Origin of the sequence: Micromonospora sp. HM134 (genome assembly GCF_007833915.1) — a bacterium.
Classification (GTDB): domain Bacteria; phylum Actinomycetota; class Actinomycetes; order Mycobacteriales; family Micromonosporaceae; genus Micromonospora; species Micromonospora wenchangensis.
The window spans coordinates 3498551-3523140 of sequence record NZ_CP041061.1; the positions used below are offsets into that span (position 1 = coordinate 3498551).

The 24590-nt window shown below is 73.6% G+C and carries 22 protein-coding genes; 14 read left to right on the plus strand and 8 right to left on the minus strand.

From position 1 onward, the window contains the following. The 6 genes from FJK98_RS14900 to FJK98_RS14925 are packed head-to-tail and all read left to right on the plus strand — an operon-like array spanning position 1 to position 7337. Positions 1-1239, plus strand: coding sequence for a mandelate racemase/muconate lactonizing enzyme family protein (locus FJK98_RS14900; RefSeq protein ID WP_145919548.1), 1239 nt, complete (start codon positions 1-3; stop codon positions 1237-1239). Positions 1240-1260: 21 nt separating this feature from the next. Then, positions 1261-2289 (plus strand): zinc-binding dehydrogenase, encoded by a 1029-nt coding sequence (locus FJK98_RS14905; protein ID WP_145919549.1) that lies wholly within the window; start codon positions 1261-1263, stop codon positions 2287-2289. Continuing rightward, positions 2286-3047 carry an SDR family NAD(P)-dependent oxidoreductase gene (locus FJK98_RS14910; RefSeq protein WP_145919550.1) on the plus strand — a complete coding sequence of 254 codons (762 nt, stop codon included), beginning with the start codon at positions 2286-2288 and terminating at the stop codon, positions 3045-3047. The genes FJK98_RS14905 and FJK98_RS14910 overlap by 4 nt, the downstream gene beginning before the upstream one ends. Further along, positions 3044-3907: an amidohydrolase gene (locus FJK98_RS14915; protein ID WP_240762856.1), complete on the plus strand. Its 864-nt coding sequence runs from the start codon at positions 3044-3046 to the stop codon at positions 3905-3907. The genes FJK98_RS14910 and FJK98_RS14915 overlap by 4 nt, the downstream gene beginning before the upstream one ends. Beyond that, positions 3904-4887, plus strand: coding sequence for an aldo/keto reductase (locus FJK98_RS14920; protein WP_145919552.1), 984 nt, complete (start codon positions 3904-3906; stop codon positions 4885-4887). The genes FJK98_RS14915 and FJK98_RS14920 overlap by 4 nt, the downstream gene beginning before the upstream one ends. A 53-nt stretch (positions 4888-4940) precedes the next feature. After that, positions 4941-7337, plus strand: coding sequence for a ricin-type beta-trefoil lectin domain protein (locus FJK98_RS14925; protein WP_205789457.1), 2397 nt, complete (start codon positions 4941-4943; stop codon positions 7335-7337). Between the two features lie 78 nt (positions 7338-7415). Here FJK98_RS14925 and FJK98_RS14930 read toward each other — a convergent pair whose 3' ends face one another. After that, entirely contained in the window at positions 7416-9113 is a 1698-nt protein-coding gene (locus FJK98_RS14930; protein WP_145919554.1) for a tetratricopeptide repeat protein, read from the minus strand. A 334-nt stretch (positions 9114-9447) separates the two neighbouring features. Here FJK98_RS14930 and FJK98_RS14935 point away from each other — a divergent pair, with 334 nt between their 5' ends. Next, positions 9448-10986, plus strand: a complete 1539-nt coding sequence (locus FJK98_RS14935; RefSeq protein WP_145919555.1) for a ricin-type beta-trefoil lectin domain protein — start codon at positions 9448-9450, stop codon at positions 10984-10986. Between the two features lie 102 nt (positions 10987-11088). Here FJK98_RS14935 and FJK98_RS14940 read toward each other — a convergent pair whose 3' ends face one another. Both FJK98_RS14940 and FJK98_RS14945 read right to left on the minus strand, forming a co-directional pair. After that, entirely contained in the window at positions 11089-11946 is an 858-nt protein-coding gene (locus tag FJK98_RS14940) for an NAD-dependent epimerase/dehydratase family protein (RefSeq protein WP_145919556.1), read from the minus strand. Next, the gene (locus FJK98_RS14945) at positions 11943-12359 is read right to left on the minus strand and encodes a nuclear transport factor 2 family protein (protein ID WP_205789458.1); all 417 of its coding nucleotides are present in this window, start codon (positions 12357-12359) and stop codon (positions 11943-11945) included. Before FJK98_RS14945 ends, FJK98_RS14940 begins: the two co-directional genes overlap by 4 nt. A gap of 106 nt (positions 12360-12465) precedes the next feature. Between FJK98_RS14945 and FJK98_RS14950 the strand changes: the two genes are divergently transcribed. Further along, a complete protein-coding gene (locus FJK98_RS14950; protein WP_145919558.1) occupies positions 12466-13008 on the plus strand; it encodes a TetR/AcrR family transcriptional regulator in 543 nt (180 codons plus the stop codon). A 78-nt stretch (positions 13009-13086) separates the two neighbouring features. After that, positions 13087-13956, plus strand: a complete 870-nt coding sequence (locus FJK98_RS14955) for an LLM class F420-dependent oxidoreductase (RefSeq protein ID WP_145919559.1) — start codon at positions 13087-13089, stop codon at positions 13954-13956. Positions 13957-14020: 64 nt separating this feature from the next. Here FJK98_RS14955 and FJK98_RS14960 read toward each other — a convergent pair whose 3' ends face one another. Then, positions 14021-15664: an amidase gene (locus FJK98_RS14960; protein ID WP_240762858.1), complete on the minus strand. Its 1644-nt coding sequence runs from the start codon at positions 15662-15664 to the stop codon at positions 14021-14023. Further along, the gene (locus FJK98_RS14965) at positions 15664-15963 is read right to left on the minus strand and encodes a hypothetical protein (RefSeq protein WP_145919561.1); all 300 of its coding nucleotides are present in this window, start codon (positions 15961-15963) and stop codon (positions 15664-15666) included. The genes FJK98_RS14960 and FJK98_RS14965 overlap by 1 nt, the downstream gene beginning before the upstream one ends. 212 nt (positions 15964-16175) lie before the next feature. Between FJK98_RS14965 and FJK98_RS14970 the strand changes: the two genes are divergently transcribed. Next, positions 16176-17384, plus strand: coding sequence for an MFS transporter (locus FJK98_RS14970; protein WP_145919562.1), 1209 nt, complete (start codon positions 16176-16178; stop codon positions 17382-17384). Between the two features lie 288 nt (positions 17385-17672). Here FJK98_RS14970 and FJK98_RS14975 read toward each other — a convergent pair whose 3' ends face one another. Further along, a complete protein-coding gene (locus FJK98_RS14975) occupies positions 17673-18233 on the minus strand; it encodes a hypothetical protein (protein WP_205789459.1) in 561 nt (186 codons plus the stop codon). Between the two features lie 284 nt (positions 18234-18517). Between FJK98_RS14975 and FJK98_RS14980 the strand changes: the two genes are divergently transcribed. Both FJK98_RS14980 and FJK98_RS14985 read left to right on the plus strand, forming a co-directional pair. Then, positions 18518-20236 (plus strand): cellulose binding domain-containing protein, encoded by a 1719-nt coding sequence (locus tag FJK98_RS14980; RefSeq protein ID WP_145919564.1) that lies wholly within the window; start codon positions 18518-18520, stop codon positions 20234-20236. Positions 20237-20340: 104 nt separating this feature from the next. Further along, on the plus strand, positions 20341-21456 hold the full coding sequence (locus FJK98_RS14985) for a MerR family transcriptional regulator (protein ID WP_145919565.1): 1116 nt from the start codon (positions 20341-20343) through the stop codon (positions 21454-21456). A 96-nt stretch (positions 21457-21552) separates the two neighbouring features. Here the strand turns inward: FJK98_RS14985 and FJK98_RS14990 are convergent, their stop codons facing one another. Continuing rightward, a complete protein-coding gene (locus tag FJK98_RS14990; RefSeq protein ID WP_145919566.1) occupies positions 21553-22293 on the minus strand; it encodes an SDR family oxidoreductase in 741 nt (246 codons plus the stop codon). 59 nt (positions 22294-22352) lie between these two features. Here FJK98_RS14990 and FJK98_RS34670 point away from each other — a divergent pair, with 59 nt between their 5' ends. Further along, positions 22353-22922 (plus strand): TetR/AcrR family transcriptional regulator, encoded by a 570-nt coding sequence (locus FJK98_RS34670; protein ID WP_305070098.1) that lies wholly within the window; start codon positions 22353-22355, stop codon positions 22920-22922. 105 nt (positions 22923-23027) lie between these two features. After that, positions 23028-23633, plus strand: coding sequence for a YdeI family protein (locus FJK98_RS15000; RefSeq protein ID WP_145919568.1), 606 nt, complete (start codon positions 23028-23030; stop codon positions 23631-23633). A 14-nt stretch (positions 23634-23647) separates the two neighbouring features. On the opposite strand, the gene FJK98_RS15005 is transcribed toward FJK98_RS15000, so the two are convergent. Then, entirely contained in the window at positions 23648-24205 is a 558-nt protein-coding gene (locus FJK98_RS15005) for a GNAT family N-acetyltransferase (RefSeq protein WP_145919569.1), read from the minus strand. Positions 24206-24590 lie beyond the last annotated feature (385 nt).

Sequence of the window (24590 nt, forward strand, 5' to 3'; positions counted from 1 at the left end):
ATGCGGATCACCGGATACCGGACCCTGACCACCGTGCAGGACTGGGGGCGGCCCGTCGGCGACGCCAACGGCGTGTTCGCCGACGGGGTGACCGCCGTGCCGATCGTCCTGGTCGACACCGACGAGGGCATCACCGGCGTCGGCCTCGGACCGCACACCGACCTGGAACGGATCTTCGCCGCGATCGACGGGGAGGACCCCCGCGCGGTGACCACCCTCTACGACCGGATGCTGCGGCAGACCTTCAAGGCAGGCCACGCCGGCTCGGTGTTCGGCACCATCGGGGCGCTGGACACCGCGCTGTGGGACATCAAGGCCCAGGCGGCGGGGCAACCACTGTGGCGGCTGCTCGGCGGACGCGACAGACGGGTGCCCGCGTACGCCTCCGGCCTGGACATCGGCCTGGACGACGACGCCCTCGCCGCCACCTACGAGCTGTACGCCCGGCACGGGCTGCGGGCCGCGAAACTCAAGGGCGGCCTGGACATCGAGCGGGACCGGCACCGGCTGCACGTGGTCCGGGACGTGCTGACCGAGGCCGGGCGGGGGCGGCGGCCCGGCCTGATGCTCGACGTGAACGAGGCGTGGACCCGCAAGCAGGCCGTCCGGCACGTCGGCGAACTCGAACGCACCCTCGACCTCGTCTGGATCGAGGAACCCGTCCGCCGGTGGGACGCCGAGGGCCTGGCCGTCGTCGGGCGCGGGATCCGGGCGTCGGTCGCCACCGGGGAGAACCTCACCGGCCTCGAACAGTACCGGCCGCTGATCGCCGCGGCGGCGGTCGACGTCGTCCAGATGGCCGCGGTGTGGGGGGTCACCCACTTCCTGCGGGTGTCCGCCCTGGCGCACGCCTACGACCTGCCGGTCAGCCCGATCGGCAACCACCCCGTCGGCCTGCTGCACGCCGCCACGTCGGTGCCCAACCACATGGTCAGCGAGTTGCAGGACCTCCACCCGCCGGTCGGGATCACCCGCGACCTGCACGTCGAGGACGGCGCGTTCGTCCTCGGCGACACGCCGGGGCTCGGCGTCACGGTCTGCGAGGAGGAGATCGGCAGCTACCCGCGCCGCTCCGACGTGCCGACGCCGGACGGTCCCAACGTACGGCCGGAACGGGCCGGCCGCCGGTTGCTGGCCGTGTCCGACCCGGCCGCCACCCCGGCGGGCCGGTACGTCACGCCGCTGCCCGACGCCCCGACGCACCATCACGACGGCCTGCCGTCCGCCGTCCCGCACTGACCCGACCGCGAGGGAGCACGTATGAAGGCAGTGGTCTACCGCAGCGCCCGGCACCTGGAGGTGCAGCGGCGCGCGCCGGAGCCGCCGGGGCCGGGCGAGCTGCGGATCGCGGTGGCCTACACCGGGATCTGCGGCACCGACCTGCACGTCTACCACGGGGACATGGACGCCCGGGTGGGCCCGCCGGCGGTGCTCGGGCACGAGATGTCCGGCCGGGTGGCCGAGGTCGGCGCGGGCGTCGCCGGCTATGCCGTGGGTCAGCCGGTCACCGTGATGCCGACCCGGTTCTGTGGCCGGTGCGTCGCCTGCCGGCGGGGCAACGCGCACGTGTGCCACGCCATGGACTTCCTCGGGGTGGACTCGCCCGGCGCGATGCAGTCCTCCTGGACCGTCCCGGCCGACCTGGTGGTGCCGCTCCCCGACGACCTGCCGCTGGACCGGGCCGCCCTGGTCGAACCGGTCGCGGTCGCCGTGCACGACGTGCGGCGGGGCCGGGTGACCGACGCCGACCTGGTGGTGGTCGTCGGCGGCGGGCCGATCGGCGTGCTCGTCGCCACCGTCGCCCGGCACCGGGGCGCGCGGGTCCTGCTGGTCGAACCGGACCCGTTCCGCCGGTCGGTGGCCACGGGGGTGGGCATCGACGCGGTCGACCCGGCCGCCACCGACGTGGTGGCGCTGGTCGACGGGCGTACCGACGGCGCGGGAGCGGACGTGGCCTTCGAGGTGTCCGGTTCCGCCGCCGGGGTCGACACCGCCGTCGACGTGCTGACCACCCGGGGCCGGCTGGTGATGGTGGCGATCCACCCGCAGCCCCGGCCGGTGAACCTGCACCGGGTCTTCTGGCGCGAGTTGGAGCTGCTCGGCGCGCGGCTCTACCAACGCGAGGACATGGTGGAGGCGGTCCGGCTGGTCGCCTCCGGCGTGGTGCCGGCCGGGCAGCTGATCTCCCGGGTGGTGCCCGTCGAGGCGGCGGCGTCGGCGTTCACCGCCCTGGAGGAGGGCGGCGGCGTGCTGAAGGTGCTGCTCGACTGGCAGGAGGTGGCCCGGTGAACGCCCTGTTCGACCTGTCCGGCCGGACGGCCGTGGTGACCGGCGCCCGCCGGGGCATCGGGCTGGCCATGGCCGAGGCGCTGGCCGTCGCCGGTGCCGACGTCGTCGGCGTCTCGGCGCACCTGGAGGCCACCGGCAGCGAGGTGGAGCAGCGGGTACGCGCTGCGGGCCGCTCGTTCACCGCGCTGCGCGCCGACCTCGCCGACCGGGCCGCGGTCCGCCGGCTCGTCGCGGACCTGCACGCGCTCGGCCCGGTCGACATCCTGGTCAACAACGGCGGCACGATCGCCCGCGCCCCGGCCGCGGAGCACTCCGACGAGATCTGGGACCACGTCATCGAGGTGAACCTGACCAGCCAGTTCGTGCTGAGCCGGGAGATCGGCCGGGAGATGGTGGCCCGGGGACGCGGGAAGATCATCTTCACCGCGTCGCTGCTCAGCTTCCAGGGCGGCATCACCGTCCCCGGCTACGCCGCCGCGAAGTCCGGCCTCGCCGGGCTGACCAAGGCGCTGGCCAACGAGTGGGCGGCGCACGGGGTCAACGTCAACGCCGTCGCACCCGGCTACATCGCCACCGACAACACCCGGGCGCTGCGCGAGGACCCGGAACGCGACCGGGCCATCCTGACCCGCATCCCGGCCGGCCGGTGGGGGGACGCCACCGACCTGGCCGGCGCGACGGTGTTCCTGGCCGCCCCGGCCTCGGACTACGTCAACGGCATCGTCCTGCCCGTCGACGGCGGATGGCTCGGCCGGTGAGCGCGCCACCCGGCACCGTCGACGCCCACCACCACCTCTGGGTGCGGGCCCGGCACCCGCAGCCCTGGATCGACCCGGCCACCATGGCCGCCATCGACGCCGACTTCACCCCGGCCGACCTGGCCCGGGTCACCCACCCCGCCGGGGTCACCGAAACCGTGCTCGTGCAGGCCAACTCCACCGAGACGGAGACGATGGACCTGCTGGGCGTCGCCGCCGACCACCCGCTCGTCCGGGGGGTCGTCGGCTGGCTGGACGTCACCACACCGGACGCCGCCGACCGGCTGGCCCGGCTGCGCGCGGCCCGGGGCGGCCACCTGCTGGTCGGCATCCGCTACAGCGTGCAGGACGAGCCCGACCCCGCGTTCCTGGACCGGGCCGACGTGCGGCGGGGGATCACCGCGGTGGGCGCCGCCGGTCTCGCCTTCGACCTGCTGGTCCGGCAGCACCAACTGGGCGCGGCCGGCCGGCTGGCACGCGACCTGCCCGAGGTGCGGTTCGTCCTGGACCATCTCGGCAAACCCGCCCTCGGCGGGACGGACCTCGGCGACTGGGCCCGTGACCTGCGCGCCCTGGCCGCCCCGGCCAACACCACCGCGAAACTCTCCGGCCTGGTCACCGAGGTCCAGCGGTCACCGTGGACACCGCAGGACCTGCGCCCGGCCGTCGAGCACGCCCTCGACGCGTTCGGACCGGACCGGTTGATGTTCGGCTCCGACTGGCCGGTCTGCCTGCTCACCAGCGGGTACGACAGGTGGGTCGACACGCTGGTGGAGTTGCTCGACCCGCTCGGCGACGACGAGCGGGCGGCGATCTGGCGGCACACCGCCCGCCGGGTCTACCGGCCGGAGTCGTCGTGAGGGCCCGTCCGCTGCCCCGGCGGCCCTCGGTACGCCTCACCGGGCTGGGCTTCGGCGCGGCACAGGGCGGCAACCTCTACCGGGCCACCACCGACGAGGAGTTCGCCGCCGCCGTCGACACCGCCTGGGCGGGTGGCCTGCGCTACTACGACACCGCGCCGCACTACGGGCTCGGGCTGTCCGAACGGCGGCTCGGCGCGGCGCTGCGGACCCGGCCACGCGACGAGTACGTGGTGTCGACGAAGGTCGGCCGGTTGCTCGTACCGTCGGCGCAGGATGCGCACCGGCGCGACCCGGAAGGGTTCGACGTGCCCGCCGACCACCGGCGGGTCTGGGATTTCAGCCGCGACGGTGTGCTCCGCTCGCTGGAGTCCAGCCTGGAACGCACCGGCCTGGACCGGGTGGACGTCGTCTACCTGCACGACCCCGACGACCACTGGGAACAGGCCGCCACCGAGGCGGTGCCCGCCCTGGTGGAACTGCGTGACCAGGGCGTGGTGGGGGCCATCGGGGCCGGCATGAACCAGTCCCACCTGCTCACCCGGTTCGTCGAGGAGACCGACGTCGACGTGGTGATGTGCGCCGGCCGGTACACGCTGCTCGAACAGCCGGCGTTGGCCGACCTGCTGCCCGCCGCCGGGCGCCGGGGCGTCGGCGTGGTGATCGCCGGGGTCTACAACTCCGGCCTGCTGTCGCAGGACCGGCCCCCGGCCGACGCGACCTACAACTACCGGCAGGCCCCACCGGAGCTGATCGACCGGGCCCGCCGGATCGCCGACGTCTGCCAGGCGTACGGCGTCACCCTGCCGCAGGCGGCGCTCGCCTTCGTCCGTTCCCATCCCACCGTCGTCTCGACGGTCGTCGGCCTGCGCAACCGCGCGCAGGTCACGCAGACGCTGGCCCGCGCGGACGCCGACGTCCCGGCGGCGCTGTGGCCGGCGCTGCGGGCCGCCGGGCTGCTCGCCCCGGTCGCGGCATGATTCCACCGCGACCGGGGGCACCCCACCACCCCACCACGATTGGAGTCCCACCCGTGTCCGTCCCGACATCACCCGCCCGGCGCGGGCCGGTGCTGGCCGCACTGGCCGCCACGGCGCTCGCCGCCACGGTCGCCGCGCTCGCCCCGGCCGGCCCCGCCCTCGCCGCCACCACCACCCTCTACGCGTCCCCCGCCGGCAGCGGCACCGCCTGCTCCACCAGCCAACCCTGCTCGCTGACCGAGGCGCAGAACGCGGTGCGGTCCCGCACCGCCGGGATGTCCGGCGACATCGTCGTCGAACTGGCCGACGGCGTCTACCGGCTGGCCACGCCGCTGCGGTTCACCGCCGCCGACTCCGGCACCAACGGCTACACCGTGACCTGGCGGGCCGCCGCCTCCGCCCGCCCGCAGATCAGCGGGGCCCGCGCGGTCACCGGCTGGTCGCAGGTCGACGCCGGGAAGAACATCTGGCGGGCCAGCGTGCCCGCCGGGCTCGACAGCCGGCAGCTCTACGTCAACGGGGCGGTCGCCACCCGGGCCCGCACCGCCGTCAACCGGGCCGACTTCACCTTCACCACCAGCGGCATGCGGTTCAGCAACGGCGCGTTGGGCTACCTCAACAACCTGGGCAACCAGAACCGGGTCGAGGTGGAGAGCGTCGGCTCGTTCACCGACCGGTACTCCCCGGTGCAGAGCATCAGCGGCAACGTGCTCACGATGCAGCAGCCGGCCTGGAACAACAACACCTTCGGCTTCGACACCCTCTCCAAGCCACACCGGGCCGGCCCGTTCTACCTGGCCAACGCGTACGAGTTCCTGGACAGCCCGGGGGAGTGGTACCTGAACCCGGGCAGCGGGCAGCTCAACTACATCCCGCTGGCCGGGCAGAACATGAACAGCGTCAGCGTGGAACTGCCGCAGTTGCCGTCGCTGGTGAACGTCGGCGGCAGCTACGACGCCCCGGCGCACCACATCACGTTCAGCGGGATCACCTTCACCGGCACCAGCTGGCTCGGCCCGAGCAGCAGCAACGGCTTCGCCGACCAGCAGACCGGCGCGCACATCACCGGCACCTGGGCCCGTCCGGCCGACGCGCTGACCTCCTGCCAGGAGGGCTGCCCGCTGTTCGAGGCGACCCGGCCGAGCTGGAACCAGATGCCGGCGGCCGTGCAGGTCTCCGCCGCCAACACGATCACCTTCAGCGACTCCCAGTTCGTCAACCTCGGGCAGACCGCCATCGGCATCGGCAACGACGCCAACGCGCACGCCAGCGGGGTCGGCCTGGGGGCCAGCAACATCACCGTCACCCGCTCCGAGATCGCCCGCAGCTCGGCCGGCGGCGTGGTGGTCGGCGGGGTACGCGCCGACGCCCACCACCCGGGCGACCAGCGGATGGTCAACCGGAACATCACTATCAGCAACAACCGGGTGCACGACCTGGGCCTGGAGTACCGGGGCGTGGTGTCGATCCTGACCACGTACGTCAACACCTCGCTGGTGTCGCACAACGAGGTCTACAACATGCCGTACACCGGGCTGTCGGTCGGCTACGGCTGGGGCGCCAACGACGCGGGCGGCAGCAACCACTACGCCGACCGGGGGCTGTACAACTACCAGCCGCGCTACTCCACGGCCACCACGGCGGCCAACAACCAGGTCGTCGGCAACTACGTGCACGACGTGATGCAGCAGATGACCGACGGCGGCTGCATCTACACGCTGTCGGCGAACCCGGGCGGAAGCATCACCGAGAACCACTGCCTGCGCACCAACGGCTGGTTCGGGCTCTACTTCGACGAGGGCTCCCGCTACTACACCGCCCGCAGCAACGTGTTCGCCAACACCGGCACCTGGGCCACCGCCAACTACTGGTACGCCGAGAACATGGGCAACTTCACCGTCACCAACAACTGGTCGACCAACAACAGCACCAACGTGACCAACGGTGACCGGGGCAACGTGGTCAACAACAACACGGTGGTCAGCAACAACAACTGGCCCTCGGGCGCGCAGACCGTGATCGCCAACGCCGGCGTGCAGGGCACCAGCAATCCGCCCGCGCAGGGCGTGCAGCTCGTCGGGGTGCAGTCCGGCCGGTGCGCCGAGATCGGCGGCTCCAGCACGACCAACGGCACCCAGGCCCAGCTATGGGACTGCACCGGCGCGGCCAACCAGCGGTTCACCCAGACCACCGGCCGGCAGCTCATGGTCTACGGCTCCAAGTGCCTGGACGCCTCCGGGCAGGGCACCGGCAACGGCACCCAGGTGGTGATCTGGGACTGCAACGGGCAGGCCAACCAGCAGTGGAACGTCAACGCCAACGGCACGATCACCGGCGTGCAGTCCGGCCTGTGCCTGGACGCGAACGGCGCGGCGACGACCAACGGCACGAAGCTGATCCTCTGGGCCTGCAACGGCGGCACCAACCAGCAGTGGAGCCTGCGCAGCTGACCGCTCGACCGTCGGGGTGCGCCGGGCCGGTGCACCCCGACGTCGTCGCCCGGTGCCGCCGCCGCGACGTGCGGCCGGTCAGGAGGTGTGCCGGCGACAGCGGGCGAGTTCGGCGCGCAGCTCGCGGCGTAGCGACCGGTCCAGGTCGGGCGCGGCGAGCGCGGCGGCGAAGTCCCGGGCGGCGGCGTCCCAGCGGCCGAGCCGGGCCAGTGCGGTGCCCCGGTTGTAGCGGGGCACCGGCGCCGTGGACAGCGCCACCGCCCGGTCCAGGTCGGTCACGGCGGCGTCGACCTCCCCCCGGTCGAACCGTACGGTGGCCCGGTTGGTCCACGCCTCGACCAGTTCCGGGTCGCCGGTCAACGCCCGGCTGAACAGCGCCTCGGCCTCGGCCGACCCGCCGCGCTCCAGGTGGACCAGGCCGAGCGTGCAGAGCAGCGCCGGCTCGTCCGGGGCCAGCGCCAGCCCGGCCCGCGCGCCCGCCTCGGCGGCGTCGAGCGCCCCATGCTCCAGGTGCAGGTTGACCAGGGCGATCCGGGCGTCGAGGTGCCCGGCGTCGATGGCGAGCACCCGGCGCAGGTCGTCCCGGGCCCGTCCGGTGCGGCCCCGTTCCTGGTACAGCACCGCCCGGTTGTAGTACGCCTCCGGCAGGTGCGGGCCGAGCCGGATCGCGCTGCCGTGGTCCCGGATCGCGGCCCGGTGCCGTCCGGCCGCCCGGTGCAGGGCGGCCCGGTCCACGTAGTACTCGCAGTTGTCGGGATCGTGGCCGATCACCGTGTCGAGTTCGGCGCGGGCCCGTTCCGGGTCGCCCAGCGCCAGGTAGACCTGGGCCCGGTTGTGCCGCAGCCGGGCCACGTCCTGCGGGCGTTCCCCCGGGGCGAGCACCGCCGTCAGCCGGGCCAGCCCGTCGTCGATCAGGCGCAGCGCGCGTTCCGGTTCGCCCTCCCGGCTGTCCAGCAGGGCCACGCCCTGCTCGTAGAAGACGGTGGACAGCACCCGCTGCCGGGGGTCGGGCAGCGTCCGGGCGAGCCGGAGCGCCTGCGCCAGCCAGTGCCTCGCCCGCGCCGGGTCCTGCGCGTCGGTGGGCAGGTGGCGGGCGTACAGCATGGCGGTGGCGTACGCGGCGGACATGGTGATCTTGGGATCGTCGGTGACGGTCCGGGTCTCGTGGTAGAGGTCGAGCGCCTCGGTGGCCCGGTCCAGCGCCGCCAGGGCGGTGGCCAGGCCGGTGGTGAACGCCCACCAGTGCCGCAGGTCGTCGGCCGGGGTGACCAGGGTACGTCCGTGCCGGGCGGTACGGGCCGCGTGGTGGTAGAAGCCGGCGGCCAGGCTCTCGCCCAGGGCGGTGCGCAGGGCCGCCGGGGTCGGGTCGACCGCCGCCCGTTCCGGGCCGTCGTCGCGCAGGTCCAGCCGCACCGGGTACGCCCCGAGCCGGCCGGCGAGCGCGTCGAGAAGTTCGCGGGTGGTCTCGTCGGCCGCGCCGACGTGGACGAACCGGAGGGTGACCGGTCGGCGCAGGGTGTCGGCCCAGGCCGCCACGAACTCGGTCGCGCCGTAGGCCAGGGCGGCGGTGCGCCGGGCGGGATGGAACCGGATCGGCGCCTCGTCGGCGGCGGTGGGCCGGCCGGGGGTGCGGTGGGGTGCGACGGCCGCCAGTTCGACCCGGTGCCGGGCGGCCAGCCGGGGGTGGTCGGCGGCGATCCGGCGGAGCAGGTCGGCGACCCCGGCGTACGGTCCGAGGTCGCGGTGGCAGTCGTAGCGCGGTGGCTCGTCGGTCACGGGTGGTCCGGTGTCGCCGAGGGCGGGCGCCCGGGGGCGCCCGCCGGGCCGGCAGTTACCAGCACCACTCGATCCAGAGCCGGCGTGCGCCGGACACCAGGCGCAGGGCGCTCGTACGACGGACGGTCATCTTTTTCATGGGCACCTCCGTGGTCATCCACTCTGGACGGGGCAGAGCCTAGTGCCGATCTTCGGAAATGCGAAGGGTGCTCGTGAACCTGTCCCGGGGTGGCCGGGTGGGACGGTGGGCGCATTGACAGATGTCGGTCAATTAGTAAGGCTTGTTGCCTGAGAGCGCTCTCACGAGCCCGAGACCCCTGGAGGATGCGGGAACATGATCCGTCACCTGGGTACCGTCCTCGCCGCCGCGACGCTGGTCGGGGCACTGGCCGCCGCGCCCGCCGGGGCCGCGCCGCCGGTCGCCGCGTCACCCGGCCCGGTCGCACCGTCCATCGTCGACCCGTCCGCCGGTCTGCCCGCCGGGCAGCGGGCCGCCCTGCGCCGCGACCTCGGCCTGACCGACGCGCAACTGCACCGCCGTACGGTCGTCGAGGCCGGTGCGCCGACGACCGAGCGGCGGCTGCGCGCCGACCTGGGCGCCCGCTGGGGCGGCTCGTGGATCGCGGCCGACGGCAGCACCCTGGTGGTCGGGGTGACCACCACCGCCGACGCCGCCCGGGTCCGCCGCGCCGGGGCGCACCCGCAGCCGGTCCGGCGGAGCCTGGCCGAGCTGGACCGGGCCCGGGCCACCCTCGACCGGGCCGCCGACCGCGCCGGGCCGGGCGTGCACTCCTGGTACGTCGACCCGGCGAGCAACAGTGTGGTGGTCCAGGCCGCCGACGCCGCCTCGGCCCACGCGTTCGCCCGGGACACCGGCACGGCCGACGTGACCCGGGCGGTGCCCGCGCAGCCGTACCGCCCGGTCTACGACATCCGCGGCGGCGACCAGTACGTCATCAACAACAACGTGCTCTGCTCGGTCGGCTTCGCCGTCGCCGGCGGGTTCGTCACCGCCGGACACTGCGGCGCGACGGGCAGCACCACCAGCGGCAGCGGCGTCGCCCAGGGCACCTTCCGGGGCTCGTCCTTCCCGGACAACGACTACGCCTGGGTGCAGACCAACTCCTCCTGGGTGTCGACGCCCACGGTGAACACCTACAACGGCGGTACGACGGCGGTGGCCGGCTCGGCGGAGGCGGCGGTGGGCAGCGCGGTCTGCCGGTCCGGCCGGACCACCGGCTGGCGGTGCGGCACGATCACCGCCCGCAACGTCACCGTCAACTACCCCGGTTCCCTGGTGTACGGCCTGGTGGCGAGCAGCGCGTGCGCGCAGCCCGGTGACTCCGGCGGCGCGTTCGTCGCCGGCAACCAGGCGCAGGGCGTCACCTCCGGCGCCGGTGGCGACTGCACCTCCGGCGGCACCACCGTCTACCAGCCGGTCAACGAGATCCTCGGCGCTTACGGGCTGTCCCTGACCACCACCGCCGGTGCCGGGGCCAGCCAGCTCGTCGGATACGCCGGCAAGTGCATCGACGTGCCGAACTCCAACGGCGTCGACGGCCAGTACCTGCAACTGTGGACCTGCAACGGCACCAACGCCCAGCGGTGGACGTTCGCCGGGGACGGCACCGTGCGGGCCTTCGGCCTCTGCATGGACGTGGCCTGGGGCTCGACCGCGAACGGGGCGGGCGTCCAGCTGGCCAGGTGCAGCGGCAACCCGGCCCAGCAGTTCGTCCTCAGTGGCGCCGGTGACCTGGTCAACCCGCAGGCCAACAAGTGCGTCGACGTGCTGGGGGCGAACAGCGCCGACGGGGCCCGGCTGGTGATCTGGGAGTGCACCGGCGGCGCCAACCAGAAGTGGCGGCGCGGCTGAGCGACCCGCGGCGCGGGGCGGGCGACGACCGGGCCGCCCGCCCCGCCCGCCGCCGCTGGTCGGCACTGGCCCGGACGGCACCTGGCGGTGGCGGGCGGATCGTCAGCCCGCTGTCGTGGTGCGGTCCGGGGCGGCGCGGGGGCCGCCGGGCAGCCGGTCGCGGCAGAAGTCCCGGAACGACCGGGGCGCGCGGCCGGTCACGTCCGCGACGGTGCTGGTGGTCCGGTCCTCCGCCCCTGCTGCGATCGCCCCGTCGAGACTCGCCAGGAACCGGGCGAAGCCCGGTGGCAGGCCGTTGGCCTCGTGGTACGCCGTGAGTTCGGCCGCGCTGACGGCCCGGTGCCGGACCGGTCGACCGCCGGTGTCGGTGAGGATGGCGGCGACGTCGGCGTAGCTCAACCGCTCGGGGCCGGTGATGACGTGCTCGGTGTCGTGCGGCGTCGGATCGGTGAGGGCGCGGACCGCCACCCCGGCGATGTCGCCCGGGTCGACGAAGCCGACCCGGGCGTCGCCGGTGGCGCTGATGATCTCCCCGCGCTCGCGGGCGCTCACCGCGTGTGGATGGTCGCCGACGAAGTTCTCCATGAACCAGGAGGGTCGCAGCACCGCCCAAGCGGGGAACAGGTCGCCCAGCCGGGCCTGCACCTCGCCCACGCCGGGGGTGCCCGTTTCCACCGCCGAGGAACTGAGCAGGACGGCCCGCCGGACGCCCCGCGCGCGGGCCAGCTCCAGCAGCGGCAGCATGACCGGGGCGGGATCCACCTCGCCGACGGGCGGGACCAGGTACATGCTTGTCACGCCGTCCACCGCGGCCAGGTGGGTGTCGGGGTCGTACCAGTCGAAGCGGACGTCCCCGGCGGACGCCCGGCGGCTGGCGACGCGGACCGGGTGGCCGGTGGCGACGAGGCCGGCGGCGACGAGTCGACCGGTCGTCCCGGTGCCTCCGGTGACCAGGATCATGACCGCACCAGCCCGCCGCCGAGCAGGTCCTGTGCGGCCTGCGGGTTCCAGTAGTCGCGGTAGCGCACGATGTGGCCGTCGCGGACGGTCAGCACCGCGATGTAGCGCAGCCGGTAGGGCTCGCCGGTGGCGACGACGACGCCGACGGCGGTGAACTCGGTGACGATCACCGCCGGATCGGTGGTCTCGTGCACCGTGACCTCGGTGATCTCGCGGACGTCGAGGATCGCCGGGTAGTCGATGAGGTAGTCGTGCACGGCGGCCCGGCCGGCGATCCGGCCCGGCTGTCCGGCCGGGGCGAACGGGAACTCCAGCGCGGCGTCGTCGGCGAACAGGGCGATGAATCCGGGCATGTCCTTGGCGAGCAGCAGGTGCATGGCCCGGTGGAACAGGGCGGTGGAAGGGTTCGGCACGGTTGTCCCCGGGTCGTCGGTGCCGTCCCGCTGCGGGGCTACCATAGCGGACGGCTGGTCCGTTTCACCCTAGCGGACCGGCGGTCCGTTTGCGAGGGGAGATGGTGTGCGCGCCGACGCGGCACGAAACCGGGCGGCCGTGCTGGCCGCCGCGGACCGGCTGTTCCATGCCGCGACCGATCCCGACCAGGTCTCGATGGACGACATCGCCGCTGCCGCCGGGGTGGGCAAGGGCACGCTGTTCCGCGGCTTCGGTGACCGGATGGGGCTGCTGCGTGCCCTGCACGCGCAGCGCGTCGACCTGCTGCGGGCGGCCCTGACGACGGCGCAGCCGGACGGTCCGCCGGCGGAGCGCGCCCTGCACCTGCTTCGCGAGGTGGTGCGGTTCAAACGGGACAGTCGGGTACTGACGCTGGCGCTGGAGAACGCGGGCGACGGCAGCCCCTACCGCACCGGGTCGTACCCGCAGTGGCACGCCCTGCTGGTCGCCCTCGTCACCGAGGCGCGGGGGCCGGAGTCGGCGGACTACCTGGCGCACGCCCTGTTGGCGGCGGTCCGCAGCGACCTCGTGGAACATCTGCGGGACTGGCCCGAGGAGCGCTGGGAGGCGGGGCTCGCCGCCCTGACCCGCGCGGTGCTGGACGGCTGACCCCGCGCTCCGGCCGTCGGCGACCCGGGCGGGTGCCCCGGTGCGCCACTAGGATCGGTGTGGAGGTGGGCGAGGCAGATGAGACTCGGACTGCACTACTGGAACTACTCGACCCCGAACGACCCGGCGGCGATCGCGCCGACCCTGATCGAGACGGCCACCGTCGCCGAGCAGGCCGGTGTCGAATCGTTCACGGTGATGGACCACTACTTCCAGATGGAGGCCATGGCCCCGGCCGAGGAGCCGATGCTGGAGGCGTACACGACGCTGGGTTTCGTCGCGGCGCGGACCTCGCGGATGACGCTCGGCGTGCTGGTCACCGGCGTGATGTACCGCTACCCGGGGCTGCTCGCCAAGATCGTGACCACCCTGGACGTGCTCTCCGGCGGCCGGGCCCGGCTCGGCATCGGCGCGTCCTGGTACGAGCGCGAACAGCGCGGCCTCGGGGTGCCGGTGGTGCCGGTCGCCGAGCGGTTCGAACGGCTGGAGGAGACGCTGCGCATCTGCCGGCAGATGTGGAGCGACGACGACGGGCCGTTCGAGGGCCGGCACTACCGGCTGGCCGAGACGCTCAACTCGCCGCAGCCGCTGCGACGGCCCCACCCGCCGGTCATGATCGGCGGCAGCGGCGAGAAGAAGACCCTGCTGCTGGTGGCCCGGTACGCCGACGCCTGCAACCTGTTCGGAAGCAGCCCGGCCGAGGTGGCGCACAAGCTGGACGTGCTGCGCGGGCACTGCGCCGCCGAGGGCCGCGACTACGACACCATCGACAAGACGGTCATCGTGATGCGACCGCCGCTGGCCGACGTGGACGCGTTCCTCGCCGAGGTGGCCGGGTACGCCGCGCTCGGGGTGACCGAGGTCCAGGTCACCCCGGACCGGCATCCGGTGGAGTTCACCCGCCGGATCGCCGACGAGGTGCTGCCGAAGCTGACCGCCATCGGCTGATCCGGCCGCCATCCGTCGCGCTCGTCCGCCCCGCCGGAGGCCGGCGGGGCGGACGACGCGATGGTCACTGGGCGAGCCGGGCCACCTCGTCGGCGGTGAGCCGCAGGCCGGCCGGGGCGGCGCTGCGGGCCGCCGCCGTGGCCGGCGGGTCGGCCGGCCGGCGCAGGTGCCAGTCGGTCACCGCCTGGTAGGCGGCGACCACCGACAACAACCGGTCCTCGCCGTACGGCAGGCCACCGAGGATGGTGCCGATCGGCAGGCCCGCGCCGGTGAACCCGATCGGGAAGCCGATCTCCGGCAGGCCGAGGATGTCGAACGGCACCGGACCGGTCTGCACCACCACGTCGCAGTGCGCGAAGAGCTGGTCCAGCACCCGTTCCATCAGCAGCAGCTTGGCCCGCTGGCCGGTGATGAACTCCCCGCCGCCCAGCAGCGCCCCCTGCAACCAGCCGGTCACCGACACCCCGAAGCCCCGCAGGTCGGTACGCAGGTAGGGCAGGAAGGGCTCGGTGCGCTCGGGCAGCCGTACGTTGTTGAACGCGCTGCCGGTGAGCAGCTCCCACTCGTCGGGCAGCGGCACGTCGACCACGGTCGCGCCGGTGATCGCGGCGAGCTTCGCCAGGTACGCCTGCCGGGCCAGCGCGGTCTCCGAGGTGCCGGCGGTGAAGCCGGGCAGCACCCCGATCCGGGTCTTCCACCGCAGCTTGAGCGTGCCGCCCTGGTAGGTCGGGGTGGCCGCGTCGATCAGCTTCGGCACCGCGGGCAGGCCCTGGCTGCGCGGGTCGGCCGGGTCCTCGCCGGCCATCGCGGTGAGCATGATGGCCGCGTCCTTGGCGTCGCGGGCCAGCGGACCGGGATGGTCGCGGGTGTAGCTGAGCGGGATGATCCCGTGCAGCGACACCCGGCCCATGGTCGGCTTGAGCCCGGTGAGGTTCTGCGCGTTGGACGGGGCGGTGATCGAGCCGCCGGTCTGGGTGCCGGTGCCGCCGGCGGCGAGCCGACCCGCGACGGCGGTGGCCGTGCCGGTGGACGACCCGCCCGGGTCGGTGGCGGGATTGCTGGGGGTCCAGGCGTTGACCGTGGTGACCACCCCGGCGGGGGTGGTGGCCCGGGTGGTGGCCAGCGGGCCCATCTGGGTCTTGCCCAGCACGATCGCCCCGCCGCCGGTGACCAGCCGGGTCACCGCCGTCGCGTCGTACGGGGGCCGGAAGTCGGCGAACAGGTAGGAGCTGGCGGTGGTCGGCACCCCGGCGGTGAAGTAGTTGTCCTTGACGGCCAGCGGGATGCCGTGCAGCGCGCCCCGGTGCGGCTTGCGGGCCATCGCGCGGGCCGCCTTGACCGCCTGCTCGGCGAGCACCAGGTTGAACGCCTGGTAGGTCGGCTCGTAGCGGGAGATCCGGGCCAGGTACGCCTCGACCAGCTTCTCCGGGGTGAGCTTGCCGGCCCGGATCAGCCAGGCGGCCTCGGCGACGGTCAGTTCGGTCGGGTCGGCCACCGCCTCCGGGCGCGGCTTGACGTAGGCGTTGGGTACGGCCAGCGCCGGGTTGTAGCGGCCGGGCGGCGCGGTCGCCGCGCGGGTGACGCCGGCCGCCGAGGCGACGGCGGGCAGCCCGACGACGCCACCGACCGCCGAGGCGGTGGCCAGCGCGGCGGTCCGGGCGAGGAAGGCGCGACGGTCGACGCCGCGGTCGGCAGGTGCTGTGCTCATCACTTCCGCCATTCGGTGCTGATCGAGGGGTAGAGCATCGGCGCGGGCTGCTGGGACAGCGCCTTGGCCACGGCCGGGTCGGTGCCGGCCGGGGCGGGCGGCTGGTAGGCGGCGAGCGTGCCGACGGTGCTGCGGACGAAGGAGCGCAGCGAGGCCAGTACGGAGTCCCGGCCGGGGGAGCCGGTCTGCGGGTCGGCGGTGGTGCCGGGGGGAAGCTGGTCGAGGTCGATGCCGAGCGACGCGAGCCGGGCGCGGATGAGGACGTCCAGTTCCGCGTCGGTCGGTGGGGTGGGGGCCATGACGCTCCTTGAGGGGTGGGCGACGATGACCCACTGTCGAGCCGGATCGTGTCGCGGGCGTGACAAGTTGATCTCGGCGTCGTGAAGCCACGCAGGTCAATGCCCCTGTACCTGTCGCGACAGTGGACGGCCGGACCGGCGCAGCGGGGCCGCGCCACCGGCCGGCGTTGGCTAGGGTGCTCGGGTCCCGCACCCACGTCCCGGAGGCAGCCATGCTCGCCCCACTGCGGTACGCCGCCTTCCGTCGCCTGGCCGCCGGCCGGCTGGTCAACATGGTGGGCAACGCGGTCGCTCCGGTCGCGCTGGCCTTCGCCGTGCTCGACCTGACCGGTTCGGTCCGTGACCTGGGGCTGGTGGTCGGCGCCCGCTCGCTGATGAACGTGCTGTTCGTGCTCTTCGGCGGCGTGCTCGCCGACCGGGTCCCCCGCCGGCTGGTGCTGGTCGGCTCCAACCTGCTCGGTGCGCTGACCCAGGCGGCGGTGGCCGCCCTGGTGCTCACCGGCACGGCGACGATCCCGCTGCTGCTGGCGCTCGGCGCGGCCAACGGGGTGGTGAGCGCCCTGGCCCAACCCGCCTCGGCCGCCGCGACCCCGCAGACCGTCCCGGCGGAGCTGATCCAGCCGGCCAACGCGATCATCCGGCTGGGCATGAACGCCGGCATGATCGGCGGCGCGGCGCTCGGCGGCCTGCTGGTGGCCGCGGTCGGACCCGGCTGGGGGCTCGCCGTCGACGCGTTCACCTTCGCCCTCGCGGCCGTCGCCTTCGCCGGGGTCCGGGTGCCCGCCGCACGCGGCGGTGACGTCCGTACCGGCATCGTCGCCGACCTGCGGGAGGGCTGGACCGAGTTCGCCGCCCGTACCTGGGTGTGGGTGGTGGTGCTCGGGTTCATGGTGCTCAACGCGGCGCTCGCCGGTGGGGTGAGCGTGCTCGGCCCGGCCATCGCCGACGCGACGATCGGCCGCAGCGCCTGGGGCCTGGTGCTGGCGGCGCAGACCGTCGGGATGGTCGTCGGTGGCATCGTCGCGTTGCGCATCCGGGTACGCCGGCTGCTGCTGCTCGGGGTGGCATGCATGTTCGCCGAGTCGCTGCTGTTGCTGGGGCTGGCCCTGACCCCGACCCTCGTGGCGTTGGTGGCCGCTGCGGTGGCGGTCGGGATCGCCGTGGAACAGTTCTCGGTGGCCTGGGAGACGTCGATCGCCCAGCACGTCCCGGTCGACCGGTTGGCCCGGGTCTACTCGTACGACATGTTGGGCTCGTTCGTGGCCATCCCGCTGGGGCAGGTGGCGGTCGGGCCGGTCGCCGCGGTGGTCGGCACCCGCGACACCCTGCTGATCCTCGCGGTGCTGGTGGTGCTCTCCGTGCTCGGCATGGTGGCCAGCCGGGCCGTCCGCCGGTTGGAGGCGTCGACTCCCGGGGCCTGACGTCGGTACCGGCGCATGGTCGGATGTTTGGCTCCAGCCGGTGCCCGACCATCCCGATCCCCGGCTGGAGCGGACCGAATCGCACCTGCCCGGCAGTTACCGCAGGGCATTCCCGTCGACGATGCGGAAACAGTGGAACATCGGATCATTGACCGTTGGATTCGCCTCGCCCGCCGGGTGAAATGGCACCGGTCCGGATCCGGTGAGCCAGCCGTTCCGGGGGGTATTCGGACGACGCCGGGTAACCGTACCCAATTACCCATTGGTCGTTCCGCCGAAGGGGACGGCTCAGTCGTGGAGCGTGACGTCGGGCAGCGGGCGTCCGGCGGCGTCGAACAGTGCGGCTCCACAGTCACAGTGCTCGTCGGCGAGGCTCCGGGTGGCCGGCAGTTGCCAGACCAGCATCTCCCCGCAGCCGGGGCAGTCCAGGCTGACCAGGGTCTCGTCGGGTGGCGACCCCCAGGCCCGCACCGGCAGGCCCCGGTGGGTCAGCCCGGTCGGCGGCTGCCCGCCGGTCAGCATGACCAGCACCGCGTAGCGGTCGGTGCCGTCGTCGCGTACCGCGAGGGTGCAGCCGAGCGGGGCCAGCACCTCGGACAGGTGGTCGAGTTGGCGGATCGGCAGGTCGCCCCGGCCCAGCGTCGGGTCGGCCCCGGCGGCCCGCTGGACGACGCCGGTGTCGACGCCGGCCGGCTGCGCCCCGAAGGCCCGCACCCGCTCGGCCACGAACGCCGCCAGGGTGCCGGGCTCCTCCTCGCCGGTCCAGTCCATCTCGAACAGCACGCTGTCGACCCCGGTTCCCCGGGCCCGCTCGTCGGGGGTCAGGACCAGCTCCGCCAACTCCGTCACGACGGTCACGCTAGCAACCGCCGGGTGGCGGGCCGTCCGGGCCGGTCGCCCACGGTCGTCGCCCGCACCGGTGCGGCCCCGGACGCGGTCGGTGTGCTTGACCCCTCCGGAAGGGGAAACTAAACTCCGGCCGTTAACGTTCACAATTATCATAGTCGATATGTGCTGTCGAAACGCCGACGGTGAGGTCCAGGTCATCCCCGTGGCGGCGCAGCAGATCGGTGCCGACCGGCTTCGATGGAACCGGCAGGGCGCGTATCACCACCACCAGGAGGACGAAAGAAATGACGCAGGATCAGAATGGGCCGGCGGGCGGCGAGCGGAAAACGCTGAGCCGTCGCGTCGTCCTGACCACGCTGGGCGCGCTGCCCGTCGCGGCGGCCACGGCGGCCCTGGGGGCCACGGAGGCCTCGGCCGCCCCGGCGAGCATCAACCTGTCGGCGTCCCGGCAGACGATCAAGGGCTACGGCGCGATGACCCACGCCGGCTGGATCGGCGACCTGACCGCCGCCCAGCGGGAGACGGCGTTCGGCACCGGCGAGGGGCGGCTCGGCTTCTCCGTGCTGCGCATCCCGGTCGGCGAGAGCCAGGCGGACTGGAGCCGTGACCTGGCCACGGCCAAGCGCGCGGCCGAACTCGGGGTGACCGTCTTCGCCTCGCCGTGGAACCCCCCGGCCAGCATGATCGAGACGTTCACCCGGGGCAGCCAGACCAACGCCAAGCGCCTGCGGGCCAGCTCGTACGCGGCGTACGCGCAGTACCTGAACGACTTCACCGTGTACATGCGCAACAACGGGGTCAACCTCTACGCCATCTCCGTGCAGAACGAGCCCGACTACGCCCACGACTGGACCTGGTGGACCTCCGCCGAGATCGTCAAGTTCCTCAAGGAGAACTCCGGGGTGATCAGCACCCGGGTGATGGCGCCGGAGTCCTTCCAGTACGTCAAGTCGATGTCGGACCCGATCCTCAACGACGCCACCGCGCTGGCCAACGTCGACATCATCGGGGCACACCTCTACGGCACCTCGTACTCGAACTTCCCGTACCCGCTGTTCAAGCAGAAGGGCGCGGGCAAGGAACTGTGGATGACCGAGGTCTACTACCCGAACAGCAACGCGAACTCGGGTGACGCCTGGCCGGAGGCGCTCGACGTCGGCGAGCACATCCACCGGTCCATGGTCGACGCCGAGTTCCAGACGTACGTCTGGTGGTACCTGCGGCGCAGCTACGGCCCCATGCGCGAGGACGGCCAGATCAGCAAGCGGGGCGCGATCATGGCCCAGTACGCCCGGTTCGTGCGTCCCGGATACGTCCGCGTCGACGCCACGGCCAACCCGGCGTCGAACGTCTACGTCTCGGCCTACCGGAGCGGCAACACCGTGGTCATCGTCGCGGTCAACAAGAACACCTCGGCGGTGAGCCAGCAGTTCACCCTCTCCGGCGCCACCGCGTCGGGCAGCGTGCAGAACTGGCTGACCGACGGCAGCCGCAACGTCGCCCCGCAGAGCGCGCTGACCATGTCCAACGGCTCGCTGACCGTCAACCTGCCCGCGCGCAGCGTGATGACGTTCGTGACCAGCATCAACGGCACCACGCCGACCCCCACCCCGACCGTCACGCCCACGGCCACCCCGACGCCCACCCCCACTCCCACCCCGACCCCCACTCCCACGGCGGGTGGCAGCGGACCCCGGGTCGGCTACACCATGAACACCTGGGACTCCGGCTTCACCGCCAGCATCAGCATCACCAACACCGGCACCGCGACGATCGACGGGTGGACGCTGGCCTTCACCCTGCCGTCGGGGCAGACCGTCACGTCGGCCTGGAGCGCCACCATCTCGCCCACCAGCGGCCAGGTGAGCGCCCGCAACGTCAGCTACAACGGCACGATCGCCCCCGGCGCCACCGTCGAGATCGGCTTCCAGGCCAACCACACCGGCAACACCGCCAAACCGACCGCGTTCACCCTCAACGGCATCCCCTGCACGGTGGCCTGACCGGCCGACCGGAGCAACCCCGTACGGCCGCCGCGGCACCGCGGCGGCCGTACCCGTTGCGGACGCTTGCCCCTCACGTGGCGTGAGGGCCGATAGTCGGTGCCGTGGACGAACACCTGACCGTGGGACGGGTGGCGGAACTGGCCGGGGTCACCGTCCGGACGCTGCACCACTACGACGAGATCGGCCTGCTGACGCCGTCCGCGCGCACGGCGGCGGGGCACCGGGCGTACTCCGCCGGTGATGTTCAACGGCTGCGGGAGGTGCTCGGCTACCGGCGGCTCGGCTTCGGACTGCGGGAGATCGCGGCCCTGGTCGACGACCCGGCGACCGACCCCGTCGCGCACCTGTGCCGGCTGCGCGGTCTGCTGACCGACCAACGCGACCGGGCCGCCGCCATGGTGTCGGCCATCGACCGGGAACTGGAGGCGCGGGCGATGGGGATCGCGACGACACCGGAGGAACAACTGCGCGGGTTCGGCACGCAGTTGTACGACACCATCGGGTCCGCCTACCCGGCGACGCGGCGCACCGAACCACGGATCGCCGCGCGCCTCTGGGCCGCGCTGGGGGACGCCCGGACGGTGCTGAACGTCGGGGCCGGCACCGGTTCCTACGAGCCACCCGACCGTGCGGTCACCGCGGTGGAACCGTCGGCGGTGATGCGGGCCCTGCGTCCGGTGGGCGCGGCGTCGTGCGTGGCCGCCGACGCCGGGCGGCTGCCGTTCGGGGACCAGGCCTTCGACGCCGCGATGGCGGTCAGCACCGTCCACCACTGGCCGGACCCGATCGCCGGGCTGCGGGAGATGCGGCGGGTGGCCCGCCGCGTGGTGGTGTTCACCTACGACGCCGACGAGAGCGGTTGGCGGGACCGGTTCTGGCTGACCCGCGACTACCTGCCGGAGTTCGCCGGTCTGCTGGTCGACTGGCCCCCGCTGGGCGAGCTGACCCGCGCGATCGGCGGGCGCGCCGAGCCGGTCGACGTCCCGTGGGACTGCGCCGACGGCCTGTTCGAGGCGTACTGGCGGCGGCCGGAGGCGTACCTGGACGAGCGGGTGCGGCGCGCGGTGTCGGTGTGGACCCGGGTCGGGCCGCAGGCGGAACGACGGGCCGTCGGGATGCTCCGGGAGGATCTGGCCTCGGGTCGGTGGGCGCAACGCAACGGGGACCTGCTGCGCCGCGACTCCGCGGAGCTGGGCCTGCGCCTGCTCGTGGCGTGAGCAGCCGGCCGGGGGCCGCCGTGGGGCGCGGCCGACGTGGCTGTGCCGGCCGCTCCGCCGGACGCCCGGGTGGGACCGGCCGGGGCCGACGCGCAGTCAGCCCTGGCGGGTCGGTCGGATGGTCAGGTCGCCGATCTCGACGTCGTCGGGTTGGTCGATGGCGAAGGCGATCGCGCGGGCGACCGCGCCGGGGTCGAGGCCGAGTTCGGCCATGTCCCGCTGCACCTGTTCGCGTACCGCAGGGTCGTCGACGGCGTGGTCGACGAACTCGGTGCGGACGTAACCGGGGGAGATCGACGTCGTCCGCAGCGCTCCGGTGGTGCTCTCCTGCCGCAGGCCCTCCAGCAGGGTGCGCACCGCGTTCTTCGTCCCGGCGTACACCGCCTGGGTGGGAACGATCTTCAGGCCGGAGGTCGAGACGACCGTGACGAGGTGACCGCTGCCCTGGTGGGTGAAGACGGGCAGGGCGGCGGCGATCCCGTGCAGGATGCCCTTGACGTTCACGTCGACCATCGCCGACCAGCCCTCGACGTCCAGCTCGGCGACGGTGCCGATCCTGCTGATCCCGGCGTTGCCCACCAGGACGTCCAGCCGACCGAAACGCTCGACGGAGAGGGCGACCAGGGACCGCAGGTCGTCCGGGGCGGTGACGTCGACCCGGGCGGCGACCGCCGTGCCACCAGTGGTTGCGATCTCGGCGACCAGGCGGTCGAGCCGGTCGGTACGGCGGGCGCCGAGGACGACGGACGCGCCGAGCGCGGCCAGGTGGCGGGCGGTCGCCGCGCCGATGCCGCTGCTGGCACCGGTGATCGCGACGACCTTTCCGGGGATGGTCATGATGCTCCTCGGGGTAGAGTGGACACATGTCCGGTTACTCCGACGAGCCTAACGGACACGTGTCCGCTTCTGTCAAGGGTGCGGCGGCGTCCCGCGCCGACGCGCGACGCAACCGCGAACGCATCCTGCGCGCGGCCCGCGACCTGGTGCACGAACCGGGCGAGCTGAGGCTCAACGCGGTGGCGAAGGCCTGCGGCATCGGGCAGGGCACCCTGTACCGGCACTTCCCCACCCGGGAGGACCTGCTCGTCGAGGTGTACCGCCACGAGGTCGACGACCTGGTCGCCGCGGCCCCGCACCTGCTGGCCACCCACCCGCCGGTGGCGGCGTTGGCGACCTGGTTCGACCGGGTGGCCGCCTACGCCCGGGTCAAGCGGGACGTGTTCGCCGCCGTCGAGGCGGCGACCGGGCGTGACCTCGCCGCGCACAGTCTCGGCCCGATCGGCGAGGCGGTGGAACTGCTGCTCGCCGCCGGCCGCTCGGCCGGCAGCATCCGCGCCGACGCCGAGGCCCGGGACGTCATCGTCCTGATCGGTTGGCTCTCCCGACTGGACGACACCGAACTCGACAGCCGGGGGCCGCGCCTGCTGGCCATCCTCGTCGACGGCCTCCGCGCGCCCGGCCGGTGAACCGGCCCTGACGGCCCGCGTCTCGCCGGCCGGTGCGGCGTCGCAGCGGCCGAGGAGGCACCGACCCGGGTGGAATTGTCACCGGCAGCGGCTAACCTGCCTCCCATGGCGAGCGCCGAACTCGACGAGTTGATCGTCACCGACGCGGACGCGCTGCGCGCCTGGCTGTCGGCCCACCACGCCACCTCGCCCGGAGTGTGGCTCGCCCTCACCCGCAAGGGCGGCACCGTCACGACGCTGACCTGGCAACAGGCGGTCGACGAGGCGCTGTGCTTCGGCTGGATCGACGGGCAGGCCCGCAAGCGGGACCAGGAGAGCTCCTGGATCAGGTACACCCCCCGCAGGCCGCGCAGTGCCTGGTCGCAGCGCAACGTCGCGCACGTGGCCCGGCTGGAGGAGCAGGGGCGGATGCAGCCCTCGGGCCGGGCGGCGGTGGAGGCCGCCAAAGCGGACGGGCGGTGGGCGGCGGCCTACGCCCCGCCGTCGGAGGCCGAGGTTCCGGCCGACCTGCTCGCCGCCATCGCCGCCGACCCCGCCGCCCAGGCCATGTTCGACGTGCTCACCAGCACCAACCGGTTCGCGCTCGGCCACCGCCTCAACGCCGTCAAGCGGGCGCAGACCCGCGAACGGAAGATCGGCGAGTTCGTCGCGATGCTGGCCCGCCACGAGACGATCCATCCGCAGAAGGCCAGGCCACCACGCACACCGTGAGCACGGGCGACCGCCTACCGCCGCGTCGCGCGCCAGTCGTCGGCGCGCAGCGCGTAGGTGTAGCCGTCCACCCAGCCCCGTTCGGCGTGCCAGGAGTCGCCGACGCCGTGCTGCTCCCGACGCATCCCGACCTTCTCCAGCACCCGGACCGAGGCCAGGTTGTCGGCGAAGCACCCGGCGGTGATCCGGCGGACACCCAACCGGTCGAAGGCGTGGCCCACCATCACGGCGACCGCCTCGGTGGCGTAGCCCCGGCCGCCGTGGGCCGGGTCGAAGATGTAGCCGAGCTGCGCCTCCGTCCGGGGTGGCCGGCCCGGCTGGCCCATCCCGTCCACCACGTCGAGCGAGACCGTGCCGATCACCAGGTCGTCCAGGGTCACCGCCATGCCGTGGTCGTCGGGGTCCGCCGCCGCGCGTCGCCAGGCTGCCCGGAACGCCGCCGGCTCCACCTCGGTCCGCAACAGCCAGTAGGTGACCTCGGGCAGATTGCGGTATTCGAGGATGCGGTCGACGTCCCCGTCCCGTACCGGGCGCAGTCGCAGGCGTGCGGTGCGCAGTGTGGTGCCGTCCATGCGGCGGGACTCTAACCGACCCGCGAGGGTGACCGGGCCCGGGTGGCGGACGGAGGGCCCCGGGTGGCCGGCGGACGGCGTCCCGGCGGCGTCCGCCCGGGTGCCGGTTCCGGCGGCGGAACCGGCGGTTCCGGTACGCGCAGATCCGAAGTGTCAGGTAGGCGACGCTGCCCGCGCGAGCACTCCGCAGGTCCGGGTCGGCACCCCTGCGGAACCCCTCTGAACTGGGAAAACTGGTAGGAACGGATCGAGATTCAGCTACCCGCCGATGGCGGGGAGCGGGGTCGATTTCCGCCGGTCACCTGCGCGGTACGAGGGCATCAGGCACGCGGTCCAGAGCCGAACTGCGGCCTCGTCCCTTCCTCCGTGGGTGGCCCACCGCCCC